12 protein-coding genes are annotated in these 17,529 nt (G+C 57.4%); 3 read left to right on the forward strand and 9 right to left on the reverse strand.

What is annotated here, in order from left to right:
• Positions 1-31: 31 nt before the first annotated feature.
• The 3 genes from LB515_RS03975 to LB515_RS03985 are packed head-to-tail and all read right to left on the reverse strand — an operon-like array spanning position 32 to position 2,627.
• Positions 32-721 (reverse strand): sugar transferase, encoded by a 690-nt coding sequence (locus tag LB515_RS03975; RefSeq protein WP_224522972.1) that lies wholly within the window; start codon positions 719-721, stop codon positions 32-34.
• A complete protein-coding gene (locus tag LB515_RS03980) occupies positions 718-1,854 on the reverse strand; it encodes a DegT/DnrJ/EryC1/StrS family aminotransferase (RefSeq protein ID WP_224706817.1) in 1,137 nt (378 codons plus the stop codon). The genes LB515_RS03975 and LB515_RS03980 overlap by 4 nt, the downstream gene beginning before the upstream one ends.
• A 50-nt stretch (positions 1,855-1,904) precedes the next feature.
• A complete protein-coding gene (locus LB515_RS03985; protein ID WP_095768666.1) occupies positions 1,905-2,627 on the reverse strand; it encodes an NDP-sugar synthase in 723 nt (240 codons plus the stop codon).
• 643 nt (positions 2,628-3,270) lie between these two features.
• On the opposite strand from LB515_RS03985, the gene LB515_RS03990 reads away from it, so the two are divergent.
• Positions 3,271-3,942: a LuxR C-terminal-related transcriptional regulator gene (locus LB515_RS03990; RefSeq protein WP_095768696.1), complete on the forward strand. Its 672-nt coding sequence runs from the start codon at positions 3,271-3,273 to the stop codon at positions 3,940-3,942.
• Here LB515_RS03990 and LB515_RS03995 read toward each other — a convergent pair.
• Positions 3,939-5,465, reverse strand: a complete 1,527-nt coding sequence (locus LB515_RS03995; protein ID WP_224706818.1) for a PAS domain S-box protein — start codon at positions 5,463-5,465, stop codon at positions 3,939-3,941. The two genes, LB515_RS03990 and LB515_RS03995, sit on opposite strands and share 4 nt — an antisense overlap.
• Before the next feature lie 636 nt (positions 5,466-6,101).
• Between LB515_RS03995 and LB515_RS04000 the strand changes: the two genes are divergently transcribed.
• Complete coding sequence (locus tag LB515_RS04000; protein ID WP_224706819.1) at positions 6,102-6,626, forward strand: helix-turn-helix transcriptional regulator; 525 nt, start codon at positions 6,102-6,104, stop codon at positions 6,624-6,626.
• A gap of 241 nt (positions 6,627-6,867) precedes the next feature.
• The gene (locus LB515_RS04005) at positions 6,868-7,935 is read left to right on the forward strand and encodes an NAD-dependent epimerase/dehydratase family protein (protein ID WP_224707155.1); all 1,068 of its coding nucleotides are present in this window, start codon (positions 6,868-6,870) and stop codon (positions 7,933-7,935) included.
• A 273-nt stretch (positions 7,936-8,208) separates the two neighbouring features.
• Here the strand turns inward: LB515_RS04005 and LB515_RS04010 are convergent, their stop codons facing one another.
• Genes LB515_RS04010 through LB515_RS04030 form a run of 5 tightly spaced genes read right to left on the reverse strand, consistent with a single transcriptional unit; the run spans position 8,209 to position 17,132 of the window.
• Complete coding sequence (locus LB515_RS04010) at positions 8,209-10,434, reverse strand: lipopolysaccharide biosynthesis protein (RefSeq protein ID WP_224706820.1); 2,226 nt, start codon at positions 10,432-10,434, stop codon at positions 8,209-8,211.
• 28 nt (positions 10,435-10,462) lie between these two features.
• Entirely contained in the window at positions 10,463-12,676 is a 2,214-nt protein-coding gene (locus tag LB515_RS04015; protein WP_224706821.1) for a GumC family protein, read from the reverse strand.
• Between the two features lies 1 nt (position 12,677).
• Positions 12,678-14,672, reverse strand: coding sequence for an asparagine synthase (glutamine-hydrolyzing) (gene asnB / locus LB515_RS04020; protein ID WP_224706822.1), 1,995 nt, complete (start codon positions 14,670-14,672; stop codon positions 12,678-12,680).
• 1 nt (position 14,673) lies between these two features.
• Complete coding sequence (locus LB515_RS04025; RefSeq protein WP_095768660.1) at positions 14,674-15,927, reverse strand: O-antigen ligase family protein; 1,254 nt, start codon at positions 15,925-15,927, stop codon at positions 14,674-14,676.
• On the reverse strand, positions 15,924-17,132 hold the full coding sequence (locus LB515_RS04030) for a glycosyltransferase family 4 protein (RefSeq protein ID WP_224706823.1): 1,209 nt from the start codon (positions 17,130-17,132) through the stop codon (positions 15,924-15,926). Before LB515_RS04030 ends, LB515_RS04025 begins: the two co-directional genes overlap by 4 nt.
• Between the last annotated feature and the right edge of the window lie 397 nt (positions 17,133-17,529).

Genomic DNA, 17,529 nt, shown 5'->3' on the forward strand with positions numbered 1-17,529 from the left:
GTCCACTCTGACGGTGACACTCACCGGAGTGTCAGCCCGAACGCGCTTTAGTCGCGATCGGCGACGGCGGTACCCGGCCGACAACGGCTAGAAAACCGCGAGCCATCCAGACGGCGTCAGCCACCAGAGTTCGCTGCGGATAATAGGAAAGGTCGATCCTCGCCTTGGCGGGAAACAGGGTCTCGCGATAGTACTGCACCGGATCCGTGAACTTCGGATAGAAATTCGCTTCGTTGCGGAAGAGAACCTGGCTCGGACCGAGTAAGCCAGGCTTGTACTGCAAAACAGCCTCGGCGCCGCCGTGGAAACAGTCGGCGAACGCCAGGCTCTCCGGCCGCGGCCCAATGATTGCCATGTCGCCTATGATTACATTCCACAGTTGCGGCAGTTCATCGAACTTTGTCGCGGCGAGCACTCGCCCTATCGTTGTCATGCGCTTGTCGTCGGCGACGGTCAGCGCGAGGCCGTGGGGATCGCATCGCACATCGAACTTGCGGAACTTGTACATGCGAAAAGGCTGAGCCCCGGCGCCCAGGCGGGTTTGTGCAAACAAAACCGGCCTACCGCCCTCGGCCAGAAGGGCGATGGCGATCAGCAGCATCAGTGGCGCAAACAAGACCGCAGCAACGCTCGCAATGGCAATGTCGATCAAACGCCGCACAGACCCATGGGCCGAGACTGCAACGTAGTGTCGGTGGAGGGATTGATCTGTCGCATTCATGCGGCCGTTCCTGCTTTGGTACAGCCGTTCACCGCAGTTGCCAGAGCCTCCACAACCGCTTCGACCACCGCTGAGGTCATCTGCGGGTGAAGTGGAATCGTCAGCTCCCGCTGAGCAAAGTCTTCTGTTCGCGGCAATTGGGTCCCGGGAAAAAGCTCGCGGTACAACGTCATCCGGTGCACGGGCGGATAGTGGATCGTTGTTTGGATTCCCTGGTTGCGCAGTTCGTCGATAACGGCTTGCCTGTCGGCGTATCGCGGTAAAAGTATCGGCATGATGTGGTGCGCCGACCTCCGCGATTCACTGAATGGAACGGTTATTGCCGGGCAGTGCATTGCAATGAGTCGCCGATAAAGGACGACGAGGATACGCCTTACTTCGTTCCATTCTTGCAGGTTTCCTAACTGGACAAGTCCGATTGCGGCCCGCATCTCGTCCATACGGTAATTGAACCCAAGCATGGTGACGTCATACTGCGGCGTGCGGCTGTTCAGCCGCTGGTGTGTGCCGGTGGTCATCCCATGCCCGCGCGCTTGGCGAATCCTTTCCAGCAGTTCATGGTCTTGGGCGATTACGGCGCCGCCCTCGGCGGTTGTCATGTTCTTGTTGCCGTAGAAGCTGAAGGCCGCGGCAACGCCGAAGGTCCCTACTTCTCTCAAGCCAGGAGCATGCGCCGCGTCTTCAATGATGTGCAGTCCCCGAACACGAGCGAACCTTTGCCATTGTTCTCGATTGGCCAGATACCCGGCGAAGTGAACGAGAATAATGGCCTTCGTTCGCGGCGTGCATCGAGCCTCGGCTTCCGCAAGCGACATCAACGGCAAGTCGGCTGACTCAATATCGACAAAGACGGGAGTTGCACCGACATAGAGCACTGAGTTCGCGGTCGCCACGAAGGTTAGCGACGGAACCAGCACCTCATCGCCCGGACCAATGCCAAGTCCGTGCAAAATGAGATGAAGCGCCGCGGTACAGGAACTCACCGCAACGCAATCGTCCGCGCCATGCATGCGGGCAAACGACTCTTCGAACAATCGAACCTGCTCGCCCATGGTCAACCAGCTGCTATCAATGACCTTTGATAGAGCCGCCTTCTCCGGAACACCCAAAATCGGGGCACTGACCAAGAGCATGGTGACCTCACTCCCAAATCATCATTCGTGTTTGAGTTTCTCGCCGTTTGTCAGGCAGCCGCTGCCGCGACTTCGATCGAAGCCGACTGCTCTTCCCAGGAAATGGCTTGAGCATTCTGGAAATCGTCGACGCGGCCGATATCGAGCCAGAGTCCCTCATGCTTGTAGACATGGACGACCGTGCCTTGCTGCATCATCTGCAGCATCAGGTCGTCGAATCCGAATGGAATGCCGGAGGGAATAAAACTCAGAACATCCGGATTCATGCAGTAGATGCCCATGCTAACGAGATGAGAAAGCGTCGGCTTCTCGCGGAACATCTGCACTGCATTGTCGACTTCGTCGATGACACCGAAATCCATCTTGATAAGACGGTTGGCGGTAGCGATGGTCACCGGATCCTTGTGCTTGCGGTGGGCAGCCGTGAATCGGCTGAGGCTAAGATCGGTGAGAACGTCGCCGTTCAGCACGATAAAGGGTTCGGTTAGTTCATCTCGGATAAGCGACAGTGGCCCGATGGTGCCCAGCGGCTCCATCTCCTGAGTGTACCGTATTTTCAGGTTCCATTGCGAACCATCACCGCACACGCTGCGGATGAGATGGCCGAGATACCCGGTCGTGATGTAGACCTCTTCAATGCCATTGCGTCGCAGCCACTTGAGAAGCAGCTCGAGCACCGGCCGGGCACCAATTGGCATCAGCGGCTTCGGCAACACCGACGTAAAGGGACGAAGTCGTGTTCCCATCCCACCGCATTGAATAACCGCTTTCATCCGATCCTCCATAGTTCAACGCCGCTTCAATGGTTGGTGCCTGGGTAGACGTGTTCAGACCTCTTCCGACTATGGGTCGGATAGAAAAGTCGCCACGTGTCCGTCCCGAGCATCTTATGAAGAACGGTAAGTGAGCGTTCGAAGGATGTCGTCGTGCAATCGAATGGCACCAATCCATTGCCTCCGCAGGTTCAGCGACTAGGCCGGTCCGCCCTGTCCGCCGCGAGGCACGATGGCGCCGAATATGCCGACCTACATCTGCAAAATAGCTTGGCCACGAGACCTTCAAATGCCCCAGTGCGGACCTCAGAATCCACCTGCTGGAATTTACGTCTCGCTACCGCTCAAACAGCTGATGTCACATGGAATTTGGTAGTTGGCCATAGACGCGCCTGATCGCGATGTTGGCTTTCTGACAAAGGCAGAGACGGTGCGATTCAAGCCGGTTGAACGGTCCTCGGAAAAAAAAAGAGATTTTTCCGCCATAGAGGAATATATTAGCAATACGGCGCGCAAGTGGTGCGGATTTCTGGGCGTTCGACGAGTGGTTGGCCACCGCCAAGGCCATTCCCCGATTGACCGTTTAGCCGCATTAGGCGTTTCAGGGCCCGCTTTGTAGGGCCTGCGTTGGGGTGGAATGCAAATGTATCGAGTCGTCATTGCGGACGATCACGGTCTGTATCGTCGTGGGCTGAGTTTGGCGCTCAAGGCCGAGCTCCCGGAACTGGAAATATTCGAAGCTGGATGTTTTGATGCCGCTGCCAGTGTCCTGGCTCAGCGGGACATCCATCTAGCCATTCTGGATCTGAACATGCCGGGACTGTTCAACCAGCAAGTGCTCGGCGACGTTTTGTCAGCGTATCCGGACACCCGTTTTGCAATCGTTTCCGGCAATGATTCACGAGCGGAAATATTGAAGGCCCTGTCGATCGGGCTGCACGGCTACATCGTGAAATCTCAGACGGACCAAGAAGTGGTATCGGCAGTGCGCGAGATTCTGGCAGGCCGCATCTATGTGCCGGCGCTGTTGTCTCGACCTTCCGGGGGTCCCGGGTCACACGCACCCCAATCGGCGAGGGCATGGACCCAACGGCGGATGGGAGCGGCCAGCCTTAGCAAGCTGACTTCAAGGCAACGTGACGTGCTCAAGCTGATGGCGGAAGGCTTTTCAAACAAGGAGATAGCTCGCGATTTGGACATTTCCGAAGCAACGACAAAAATTCACGCCGCTGCGGTAATGCGTGAGCTGGGAGTACGCAACCGCACCGAGGCAGCCGTCGCGCTACAAAACTGGCGTTCGAAATATATCGACTAGGGCGCGATTTCACGTCGAGACAGCCGCAGCGAGTATCGTAGACCGCCTTCAAATATTTCCAGCTTCGAGGCATGGCCGATAAGCGGCGCGGTGTTGACGCCCAATATCATCGAACCAATGCCATGGCCGATGTTCTTGGCCTTCCTGCGCCTTCCCGATTCGATCCAATCGAAGACGACGTCATCGCTTTCTCCACTATCGGCCCATCTAACCTCAAGGCGCCCTCGGGAACCGCCAAGCGCGCCGTATTTGACGGAGTTCGTCGTAAGCTCGTGAACAACCATTGCGAAGGTTTCGGCAGCGCCGCTTGACATCATGACGTCAGGGCCATGGGTCTTTATCTTTCGCGTTTCCATGTAGGGCAACAGTTCCTGGACCACGAGATCCCGGAGCAATACCGAACTGGCGGTGCGACCGGAGATCATCATATGCGTGACTTCAAGCGCTCGTATCCGATCGATTAGGTCCTCCTTGAACTTCATGACATTGTTCGCCGGAGCACCAACCATTTTGACCAGCGCTATCACGACCGCGAAAAGATTGCTGAATCGATGGCGCTGTTCGATCAAAATACGGTCCCGTCTCCTGACCGTGGCGCGCAAAAGCGTGGTCTGCCGACGTTCAGTCAGGTCAGCTGCTATCCCGATCAGCAACTGCTGATCATGATACCGCTCCTCCCGTCCGCGCAGAGCGACCCAACGAACAGGTCCATCCGGACGTCGCACCCTTATCTCAATGTCGTAATTCGTGGTCGCGCCGGATTCTTTGGGGAGTGCAAGCTTTGGCCAGTCCGCGGGATAGACGACGGCAGCTAGCTCGTCTATCGGCCGGCTGGTGGCGCGCGGCAGGCCTAAGATTTCCCAAAATTTGTCGGAACCCGTGACGACGCCGCTTTTGAGGTCGACTTGCCAGGTTCCCAGCCGCCCCGCCGAAAGCGCCAGATCAAGCCGTTCCTTCTGAACCCGGATCGCTTCGCGCGCCGTCCGTCGTTCCGAGATGTCATCGACAACGATGATCGCGCTCTCTGAAAGGAGGCCGTCGGAACGGTACGACGATAGGTTCAGGCGAGCCCAGAATGTGGAACCGTCCTTCTTCTTCAATCGGACTTCCATATCGAATGGCATCGCGGACTTGCCTTGATCGGCAAGCGCTTCAACAACGCTATCGCGATCATCGGGATGAACAAGCTGCGCAAGCGGAAATTGAGCAAGGTCGGCTTCGGTATATCCTGTCAGTTCACAAAGGCGTTTGTTGGATTGCAGAAGCTCGCCTTTTTCATTCGTGTTCGCAAAGCCGAGGGCCGCACGCTCGAACACCGAACGGAAGCGGCTCTCGGTGGCCTCGACGGCGGCCAATCGAGTTTCGGCGACCTCCAGGGCCGCGCTAAGGTCCTGCCGCAAGCGGTGGAACATGAAGGCGATCATGAAGCCGGAAACCAGGAGAAAGATTGCTCGCGGCCAGTCCTCTGCGGGAATCGAACCGCGCAGAAGTCGTTCGGCCCCGAGGCTGGCGGCGACTGTCACGAGGGTCGCAATTATTGCACCGCAACGCCCAGTAAGATATGCAGCGACAATTATAGCTGGAATAGATGATATGAAGGTTGCTTCAGTTTCCGTCTGAATTAAGTTTGTTATTACGAATATTAGCGTGAAAACTAGCACCAGCATGGAAGCCATGTGAGCTAGCGAGATGCCCTTCAAGGCCGAAACCATTCTACGCAGATGCAGCCCCATACCTCACAGACTACAACTTTCGGATTAGTCCGTCGAGCCTAGAACTCCACCGCCTGATCTAATACCACTGCCGGATTGCGGCCCTCAAATCCAAGCTTACTATCATTCACGAAGAGCGTCCGGTTCGCCTGGACTCTTTGTAAGAGAGCATGAAGAAACCGATGCAAGCCTCTGAGATCAAAGATTTTTGGCAGAGAAATCTGTCTTGGAGTCAAGCGTAACGATTGGAGATCTTAGCGGTTTTCGGCCAACAGGGGTGGGAAGGCAATGTCTTTCATTGATAGGCACAACGATACCGTTGCGAATAAGCGCCATATTGAATTGAGCACTGCTTACGGCAGTGTCGCTCGCCTGGCACGCTACACGTCGGACAGGCAGGGCACAGCATGTGCGTCAAAGCGTCGGAGCCTGGAATCAGTCACCGGGATGCTGGACCGCATTGGCTGTGGCTTCCTGGTCCTCAATCGCGAGAAAAAGGTGGTGGAGTGGAACATTGCCGCTCAAAGCACCTTTGAACGACAGGGTGAGACGGCCGGCACGGCTCCGGAGCTTACGGCTGCGCTGAGGCGGCTGGTCGCGAACGTTCCAACCAACTTCCTGCCAGGTTCGTTGTCATGGGTGGTGATCCGCACCACTGACGATCGGCCGGTGATACTCAATGAGGGCGGGGTGATTGCGCCCGACGGTACAAGTATCGTAGCGTTGTTAGACCGGGAGACCCGGTCCTCGGCTAATCCGCAGACATTGCAAAAGATGTTCGGCCTCACGAGCGCAGAAACTCAGCTTGCCATGAGGTTAGCTCAAGGGGACGCACCATTGGAAATCGCCCGCAGCTGGCATCTCAGCCGCACCACGATCCGGTCCCAGCTTGCCTCGCTTTTTGCCAAAACAGAAACCAAGCGCCAGGGTGAACTGGTAGCTCTGCTCGGACGAATTTCCGTATTGCCGTGATAATGCCGCCTCGACCGCGAGGCGGCGCGTGTCCGGTATGTTGGTTTGGCATTGCGTCTGTGCGAGCGCATTCCCTGCCTGATCCAGATATAGCCGAGGATCTCGATGCAGAAAATTCGAAGCGGGGCAATTCGTCATGGCCGGACATAATCCCAAGACCGCGGGCATGCTTGACGCACAACCTGACAAATCCAGTTCAACAGGAACGAAATACGGTCGATCCAGTCCGGATATGGCGGTTATGCAGCTGGCACGAAAAGGTCCTGTTGTAGTCACCGGCGCCGCAGGCTTTATCGGGTTTCATGTGGCATCGCGGCTTTTGCGTCACGGTGCGCGGGTCATAGGCGTGGATAATTTCACGCCCTACTACGATCTAAAGCTCAAGGAAGCGCGTTTTGCGCACCTCTGCGCGGAGCCAGGTTTCACTCCGATGCGTATGGATCTGGCGGACCGATTGTTGGTGCAAGCTTTGTTCTCCGACTTTCAACCATCGTATGTCGTCCACCTGGCTGCGCAGGCGGGCGTGCGTTACTCCCTTGTCGACCCGCATGCCTATGTTCATTCCAACATCGTGGCGTTTCTCAATGTTCTTGAGGGTTGCCGGCACTTCGACATCAAGCATCTGGTCTACGCTTCGTCCAGTTCGGTTTACGGCGCCAACCAAACCATACCTTTTTCCGAACATGGCGGCGCTAACCATCCAATAAGCTTCTATGCCGCCACCAAGCGCTCGAATGAAGCCATGGCGCATTCCTATAGTCATCTATTTCGCTTGCCGGTGACAGGATTGCGGTTCTTCACCGTCTACGGACCATGGGGCAGGCCCGACATGGCTGTCTACGCGTTTACCCACGCCATCGCCGAGGGACGCGTGATCGAGGTGTCCAATGCCGGCCGTGTCTGGCGAGATTTTACCTACATCGACGATATCGTCGAAGGGGTGGCTCGAATACTCGCAACGCCACCGTGTGCCGACCAGAATTGGGACGGTCACGCGGCTGATCCAGCCACCAGCTCAGCCCCATATCGCCTGTACAACATTGGCAATGACCGGCCAGAGGAGATCAATAGGCTAATCGCGATTATAGAGACAGCCGTAGGTCGCAAAGCTCTCAGGAGGGATGTGCCTTTGCCTCCAGGTGATGTTCTCGAGACGCGCGCCGATGTAGGCGATCTTCGCCGGGCCGTAGACTTCGCGCCGGCGACCACGCTCCAGGATGGCGTTGCCCGTTTCGTCGAATGGTATCGACACTTTCATGGAAGCGCGACGGACCCTGAGACGGAGCAACAAACGCTCGTGTCAGCGTAGATTGCCGGCAGTTCGCGCTGCTCACTCAGACCCGCGCGATCGGCTCACTGGCGTCGCCTGGCTCTGTCGGCGCCCTGTTCACATCCCTCTCAACGCGCTCGCCTCGCTGATCGGCAAGAACGAGGCATTCTCTGCGTCTCTTTTCGTTCGGCGTTTCATCGAGACGCCGATACGCAAGCCAGCCAATCCGTGCGTACCTTGATGCCTGCGCTAGAATGGATCACATCGCGCCAGCCGGGGTCTGTCGCCGGTCACCAATCCCAGAGCATCGAGTCAGCGCAAGAACCAAGTCCGCTGGGTGCTTTCGACCGTGCGGCTGTTAAAGGACGTGATCGCGTAGATCAGTCCGGGCGTGATCTTCAGTCGCTTGCGAATATAAATCGCCATGGCCACGTTCCAGACGACCAGGGCAAGCGCAAGCCCTATTGCTGCGCCCAGCGGACCGTAGATCTCTACTCCTATGGCACAGCCGACGACACCAAAAGCTGCCCCGAGGATCATCGTCACAGCGGCCGCCCATTCGTTTCCGGTCATGGTCAAGAGATTGAGCTGCGGTCCGCACAGGGCCACGAATACGTAGCCGAGCATCAGCACCCGCGCGATCGGTGCTCCAGTTCCGAAATCCTCACCGAACCAGCTTAAAAGCGGCCGAACAATCAAGAGCAACGGGATTGCCATTGCTATTGCGGCACCGGAGGAAAGCAGGGCAGCTCGTGAAAACAGCTCTTGCAAACCTCTTCGGTCGTTTTTTGCGTAAAGCGTAGCTGCCGTCGGCGAGAACATTGTAGAGACGGCCACCAACGAGAGACCGACAAGCAACGCGACATTGAGCCCCAGGGCGAAAATGCCTGCGTCGCGTATGTGGCCGGTCCAGCCGAGCACCATTACCCCCGCCCTGTTGATGAAGACGTCAAGACCCGCCATCAGCATGATAGGGGGGACCGCCGACCACCAATCCTTGGATGCATCGGCAGGTTCAGCATGTCGTAAACCCGGCGGCTGAAATCTTGCCAACAGGACAAAGACGAATGCGACTGTTACGGCCGAACTCGTCAGCACCGCTTGCATGACCAACGGTGCATTCAGAGTCCACGAACCGGACAAGGCGGCGGCACTTAGCAATGTGAGCAGCAGTCCATCACGCACAATGCGTTCTGGCAGAAGGGCAGAAACACCGCCGCCGAAGGCACGGATGAGAGCCGCGCCCAAGGCTGAAGTCGTGACCAGCGGAACGGCGGCCATACCCAAGAGCTGGCTGATCTCAAGTTCCCTGTTGTGTGAGGACGAAGACAGAAAGATGTAGGTCGCCCCTGCCAAGCCGAATAGAGACGCCACTGCCAACGAGCGTTGAAAGGCAAATCTGATTATGCCGTGGGCCAGGTCCAGGCGCCCCTGGGCCCTATAGGCAGATACGAAGCGCAACAACGATACGTTGAAGCCAAGGGTTGCGAGATATGCGAGCACCGATGTGGTTGAAAGGACGTAGGAGTAGATACCATAGCTGGTAGAGCCTACGATACGAGCAATCAGCAATTGCGCCAGGCTGGTTAGACCTGCCCCGGTCACATAGATCATGAGCGCAAAAACGGTGGCATAGCCCAGGCTACGGTTTATTTCTTGCTTCCCGAGCGTTACCGCATCGCTTCCAGCTGCGGAATTTACGGGGTTCTGTATTGTTATGGTATCCACGCCGTCATCAAGGTAGGCATTGTCTACCGTCAGCGGCTGCGATGAGTGGACAACTTGATGTCGGTACATGGGAGTGACCTGATCGCGGGCCATCTTGAAGGCGATCTTGCGGCTGACGAGTTCAACGCTTTTCGACAACGATCGGTCGTCGAGGGTTTCAACGGAGATTGTTTTCCTGTCGGTTGCCACAAGGATGTCGTTGATATTTTGAAACACTCCGAAAGCTCGCATGCTCGCTTCGAAATCCGCATCGAGAATGCGTTCGGCCGGAGCCGCCTGCATCATCCGCTCCCGCAACCGCGCCTCGGCTGCTGCACGAGGCAATACCACTCGCAAGGTAAAATCCGCGGTAGGAGTGACCTTCAGCGCTCTTGCAATCGCAACGTTGTCGACGCACCCGTGAAAAATCGACAGTGAAGCAACAGCCTGCACGTATCCCTGGTCGAATATTGTAATCTCTCTGCACTGTCGCGCTTGGTCCCAACGATTGGAAAGGTTTATGATTTTTTGCCAGACCCGAGCTCGCCAAATAAATTTCCTTGGCTCAATCGCCTTTAGCATCGACGACGCGATCGACAGATATTTTATCAAATCCGACGTATAGAAGAACAGTTTTGCAGTTGAAAATATTGCAGAAAATACTCTATAGATAAACATAAATATCCCGAGATCTACACTCCTTGACCTTCTACTTGCTTTGTGACTGAATACCACCTTCGTAGCGTAGCCCTGCCCACGCAGCGACTTAGCAAGCGCATGGGCAAAGACTGCTTTACCAGCTCCAGGCGGTCCAAAGAGTTCGATAATCATTTCTCGCGACCCAGGGGGCTTGAGGGCTTTATCGTTTTCCGAACAGCAGAAGATCGCCACTGTCCCCAAAATGATATTTGGCGTGCTGCTTGAGATTTACTCCAGTGAGAGCAATCCCTACCGGAGCGGATCTCGAACCATCAGGCTGCAGCGATTCCAGAATACCGCGCGCGACACTGCGCGGTGTCTTGGCCCACCGGACAGCAAAGATAACGGTATCTGCCCAACTGCTGAGCAGTCGGGATTCCGGACCGTGCAACCCTGGCGGCCCGTTGAGAATGACGAGATTGTACACGGCGCCCAGCTTGTCCGCGAAGTGTCGCGGCACATCGACGTCGACCAACAGCTTCAAAAGATCGTCCGAAACTATGGGTGAGGCCATGAAATCGATGCCGATACCGGGCATGCTCACAACAGCCTCGTCTAACTCGCAGCGGCCCCTCACATAATCCGCAAACGACTTATGCGGCTTGGAAATGCTGAATTCGCGCACAAAGTCGTTGGTCAGTTGCTTATCCTGCGGGTCAAGATCGATGAACAGGACATTGCTGCCCAGGCGTGTGGCCGAGAGCGCCAAGCTCCATGCCAGCTCTGTTTTCCCATCACCTTTATCGCTGGAAGTGACGAGCACCATCTGCGACGATCGTCCGGGGGCCGGTTCGGATGCCACATTGATCAATAGGGACAATGCAGCGCGGCCATAGGCGGAATTTTTCTGGCTCAGGGTGAGGGTCTGCAGGCGCTTGGCACTCGCTCTTGATGTCCTCGGCAATAGCCCAACGGAAGGGAAGCCGAGCGCTGCTTCTGTCTCAGCCTCACCGCGCATTGTGCGGCTCATGCGATTTTTCAAGAGAACCAAGACGCCCCCGATGAGGCCGAATACGACCATACCCGGCGGGATGAGGAAGATCGGTGAAAGGCTCTTCGGGTTGCTCGGTGGCCATGCCGCCGAAATTATCGAAACTCCCGCAGAAGGAACCGCGATGCGGTTCCTCAAATCCTGTTGCCTGTTCAGAAGATCATTGTACCGCTGCGTCAATATGGTGACTGCCGGCTCCAATGCGTGAAGCCCGGAAAGCCTGCCTGCTGTGTCGGCTACGACCGCGTCAAGCACATTCTTGCGCGCCTCCAGAGCGGAAACCTGCGAGCGATAGATGTCGGCTTCCGACTTGATGCGTTCGATGCTCTGTTCGATTTCGCGCTTCACCGCAACATTCAGATCCGCATCGGCCGCCGCGCCGCCCTGCCGGGCTATCAGATCGCTCAGCGTCGGCGATCCGATTGCGCTCGCAAGCGTGGCGTTCGTGGCACCGGACCGTTGCAATTCTTGAATATGCTGAACACGGGCCTCGGCTGTGGAGAGGTTTGCGCGAGACAATGACAGTTGCTGATTAAGCTCGGCCGTGTCGCGGACAGCATTGTCGACGGCACCCTGGTCGACAGTCCCGTGACTTAGCCGGTATTTTTCAAGGCGGTCGGTCGCTTGCGCGAGATCGGACTGCACCCCAGGCAGCGCAGCGACAACGGATTCGAGCTCCAACCTATCAGCGGCCTGAGCAGTCCGCGCGAGATCCTGGACATACACTTGCGCGAATGTGTTGGCCACGAATGCCGCCCGGACGGGATCCGGATCGGTAAAGCCGATGGTAATGACTCGCGATCGCAGTTCCTGCCCGACCCTGACGTAGCGCCTCAACGCCTTCAGCCTCGCAGCCTCCCTGCCCTCTGGGGTCATGTCAGCGTGATCCGGCCAAATCCCGGCCAAGAATGCACCTGCAAACGATTGCGATTTGGCTGGAGAAGCGGCGTTTTGCGCCGCGGCGCCATTGAGGTTGGCCTGCCGATCGGGCGTTGCCTTATAAATTGCGTCAATTACCCGACGCAGATGAGATTGCGAGGCCAGCATCGTCAGATGGTTGTCAATGCTGGTATCGAGCATATCCTGACCGCCCGTCGGCTGAGGAGTGCTTCTGGTCGGATTGTCGACGATGATTTGCGTGGTGGCTTCATACAGCGCCGGCCGGGCGAAGCCGGCTAGACCCGCAACCGCACCGCCCAAAACGACCATTGCGACCAAAAACCATTTGCGCGCCGCCAAGGTAACCAACAATTGGCCGAAAGGGGTCAGGTCTTCTCGAGGGTCACGTAGCGGACGCCGCATGCGCGGATTGGGCTCTCGCACTTCGACGCGCATCTCTGTGGCGCGCGGTAGCTTTGTTCGCCTAGCTATCGAACCTTCCATTTTAAACTCCCGTCATTTCAAGCATGCGCGACTGTCTCGCGGGCACTGGAAGCCGGTTGGCGTCGGCGCGCCATGCCAGGAACATCAATGTTGCCCAAAGATCCCGGGAATGATCCCGCTTTCCGTTGACATGATCGCGCCAGCACGTCTGGACCTTATCGATGTCCAGAAGCCCATCCCCTGACTGGCGCATGTCGGCGAACAGGTCACTCGCCCATGCACGCAACGGTCCTGTCAACCAGACCGCAATCGGAACATCGAAACCCTGCTTAGGCCTATCTATCAGCCGCCGGGGAACGTAGCGATGCAACAACCGTCGAAGCAGCCACTTGCCTCGTCCATGGCGGACCATTGCATTCGGTGGCAGCCGCCAGGCGAATTCAACGACGCGATGGTCGAGCAGCGGGCAGCGGCCTTCCAGCCCGTTCGCCATGCTGGCTCGGTCCAGCTTCACCAGGATGTCGCCGGGCAGATATCCTGCCATGTCGTTGTAGAGGAGCCGGGACAGCAAATCGTCGAGTCGCGGAGTTCGCCGAGTTGACGCCCGGTGGCCAAATCGGGTCAGGCTTGTCGTCGATGACCCTGTCAGACGCTGGTACAGTTCTTCCTGGTCCGAAGCGGCGAGCAATTGAGCCAATCGCTCCAGCCGATCACCGCGCAACGCATGGCCGAAGAGCGCTGAAAGTGGCAGCCTGCCAAAAAAATCGTAACGGGTGGCGCGCGCCACAAGCCCGATGCTTGCGGCAACTGAACCACGCAGCGACGAAGGCAAACGACGACGCCGATTTGCTTGCGCCGCCATCAGATGGCGAGCGTAACCGGCGAAACATTCATCGCCTCCGTCGCCCGTCAGCGCCACAGTAACGTGCTGGCGAGCAAGTCGCGCCACCAGCAGAGTAGGGATTTGCGATTCGTCGGCGAACGGCTCGTCCCAGGCACTCGGCAATTCCGGAATGACATCGCGCGCGGAAGCAGGGGAAAGGTGCAGCTCTGTATGATCGCTGCCTATGTACTGAGCGACCGCAGCAGCATGAGGAGCTTCATCAAATCCGTGCTCCCCGAAGGCGATCGTAAAAGTGCGAATAGATTTTCGGGATTGGACCTGCATTAGCGCGGCTACGGTCGAGCTATCTACGCCGCCCGACAGGAAGGCGCCGAGCGGCACATCCGCGCACATGCGCTCTCGAACAGAAAGCCGAAGCAGCCGATCGAGTTCATTCGTTAAATCCTCGTCGCTGCCGACGATCGGGTCTTGCCGGCCCTTCGCGGCGACGTCCGCCAACGACCACCAGAATCGAACTTTGTTTCGAACAGTTCCCGTACGGCGCGCTTTCGCGAAATCCGCTGCAGTCAAAGATAGGGCCGATCCCGGCGGCAATTTGAAAACGCCGCGCCAGATACAACTGTCGTCCGGCACCCAACCTTGCGACAGCATAGCCCTTACGGCGCTGGGATTGAGTTCTGGACGGAAATCCGGGAAACACCGAATGGCCTTGAGTTCGGAGCCAAAAACCAGGGCATGGCGGGTCGGAGCGACGTAGATCGGCTTTTCCCCCATCCGGTCGCGGGCCAGATGAAGAGTTCTCGTTTTTGCGTCCCACAATCCGAACGCGAACATGCCGACAAATCGCTTAAGCGCAGCTTCGAGCCCCCACTGCTCCACGGCCCCAAGCACAACTTCTGTATCGCATGTTCCGCGAAAGCTGTGGCCGGCATCCTCAAGCTCTCGGCGCAAGTCCCGAAAATTGTATATCTCCCCATTGAAGGTGATCACGTACCGGCCGCTGTCCGAGCGCATGGGCTGGGCGCCGGTTTCCGACAAATCCACGACTGCCAGCCGGCTGTGGCCGAAAGCGATACCAGCCTCCACATCTTTCCAGAAGCTTTCGCCGTCGGGCCCTCTGTGACGGAGGGCTGTTGTCATCTGCGCTATAGCTGCGAGCGGCCTTGTGCTGGGCGAGTCTGGCGCAAGAAGGATCCCGGCGATTCCGCACATATCAACGGCTCCTCGCTCCTGCAGTTGCCGCGATAAACTTGGGCTGCCCGGCTACGAGGCAAAGTGTGATCGAGAACCAAACGATCGGGTGGCGAATGACCAAATGCGGGAAGCCGAAGATGCCGATCGACAACGCAAGTGCCACCAGAGCGTCGAGCCTTGCACGCCAGGCAGAGATGGCCGCGAGGCCAAGGATCCACAACAGGGCGAGAACCGCTAGAATGCCTCCTTGAGTATACAAGTCCAGTAGCGTGCTGTGAGCCTCGAAAGGCAGGTCGATAAACTCCTTGGTCACGACAGATCTGTCGACATGTGGTCCCGGGCCGAGGCCCAGCGAAGCAGACCCCAACCCCTTGCCCAGAGCATTGGTCCAGATATTGATGCGCAGATTGGCTGTCTCGGCTGTCGCCTCACCACCCTCGCCTTTGGTCAGGCTCTTGGCGAAATTTTCAACAGTGCTCGTTTCCGCAAGCACATAGGGTGTTGCGGAGATTGCAAGAGGGACCAAAGCAAGCAACAGCAAAAGGCTGATTTGACGACCAAGAGTGACCCTTCCGCCAACCGCGACCCATCTCCGGACGCGCAACATCAGGAAAACCAAACCGGTTATCACTATTGTCAATAGATAGGTATCGCTCTTAGTCAATCGTCCGACGTATACTATGAGAACAATGCTTACTATGCCAAATGTCCTGGCTATCATATTACTTGTTGTCATTGAAAGGTATAGTGCAAGGGGACCGAACAGCGCGCAATAAAGTGCCAGTTGATTTGGGTTGTCCGACCATCCTGTGAACCTGTCCCAAAACCAAGGGTTCACTCCGGACTGGTGGAGTAAGCCGAATCCAAGCGCCAGCTGGAAAACAAAACACGCGTTCGCAATGACGATCACCCACCACGCGGTGCGACGCAGATGGCGATCCGCCTGAGGATCAGCCGCAAGCAGACATGTAACGAATGCCAGCAACAGATAGGCAATCATGTCGTGAACCGGCGCGTCCATGTACTGAACGCTCGTAAGCATGCCGACAATCATGCCTAGCCCGAGAGCGAATGCCATGATCCCCCAGAGGGCGGCAAAAATCGACAGGGCCGGCGTGGCTTCAAGTCGACCACCGGCAAGTACGCGGCCAATCGAAATCAGTATCCAAACCGCCAGCAACAATTCGCTGATTCCGAACGGCGCGCCTGGAATTTCGAGTTGCGATGCATAAGCCATTGCAACGCCGCCGGCCAACAGGACGTCTCGGATCATTGGCGCACCTCGCCCAACGGACCAAATGCGGCATTCTTTTCGGTCTGCGAGGCCTCAACTGAGGCGCCAACGGCTTTGTCATCGAGAATATGCCGGTAAAGATCGCAATACTGGGCGACCACCAGCGGCAGCGCGAAATGCTGCTTGACGAATTCGATGGAACGAGCGCCCATGGCCGCCCCGGCGGGGCGGTCGGCCAAGACTTGATTTATCCTGGAAGCAAATGCCTCGGCATCGCCAGGCGGAACCAGGTATCCGTTCCAACCGGGCTGGACCACTTCGTTGCAGCCCGGCATATCTGACGCCACGATAGGCAGCCCAGCCAATCCCGCCTCGAGCAGGACGCGTGGCACTCCCTCCCGATATTGTGTCGGAAAGGCAAACAAATCCGCCATGCCAAGAAGGGCAGGAACATCGCGCCGTGGACCCAGGGCAATGACGTGAGGGGAATGGCGTTCGATTTCCGATTTGTCGACGGCGAACGGCCCCTCGGATTCCCATGGACCAACAAGCACGAAACGCGCATTCGGCCTTTTTTCAAGAACGCGGGGTACTGCCTTAAGCAGCGTTGGGATGCCCTTCTCGCGCGTCAGCCGGCCGACAAAAATGATCACTTCAGCCGATGACAGCCCAAGCTGCTCGCGCATGGCCTGCGATGACGGAGCGCTCTGTCTTGCCCTGGTAAAGCCATCGACGTCGATGCCGGAACTGCAGATCAGGCGACCAGTCCCGCGCCCGATGAGCCGGTAGCGCTCGAAGAACGCCTTGTCATCACGGTTTTGGAAAACCGTGGCAGCCGTCCAGCGCGACGAAAGCCACTGCAGCCCCGAGAAGATCGGGCGCAGCGCCATAGCCCTCGGCTCACGGGAAGAAAACGTCCAGCCAAGACCATTGATGGTGCGGATGACCGGAACGGCCCCCCTTATCGCCAACGGCGTCAAGAGATTAGGCTTGGTATCAAAGCTCTGTACAATGTCCGGGCACAGGTCCGAGATCAGTTTTCTGATCGTCCTTACGGCGCCTCCACTCCCGCTGGAAAATCGGTCGAAGCCGTAGCGTCGATGCGGAATGTCGTGCTGCGAGAATGCTGTATCCGGACCGCTCGACACCGCAGTGACTTGGAAGCCCTTCTGACGCAGCGACAGCAGAAACGGAATCCTGAAGGCGTGGTCCTCGCCTCCAACACACACAAGATGCGGATTCATGCTGTCTCCCCCGACCGCCCGTCTGACTTGGGTCGCGTGCACTGGCCAGCATTTCTTCGTGCTTCCATGATCCTGGTTCGCTACTCAGATACATGTTTTGCGCCAAGGTTCACGGTACGGGCAGGCTTGCCCAATGTCCTCGTCCGTTTGAATGAGCGGACCGATCTCGGGGTGCGCGCGGCTGCGTCGGAGCGCGAATTGAATGTCCATTTCGGCGAGAGGATTCGAGGCTCGGCTGCCTCTGAGCCGGTGACAAGGCCTCAGCTTGAATTGCGTCGGTTCAACCGTTCCTCAAGTCCAAGTTCGGCGAACGCGGTTGATCGCAGAACCCCGGATCTGACGAGCTATCGACGAAGATACGTTCCTAGCAAAATGCCTAGAGGAAGAGAGCACTCAA

It is taken from the genome of Mesorhizobium sp. CA15 (assembly GCF_020165215.1).
Lineage (GTDB): Bacteria > Pseudomonadota > Alphaproteobacteria > Rhizobiales > Rhizobiaceae > Mesorhizobium.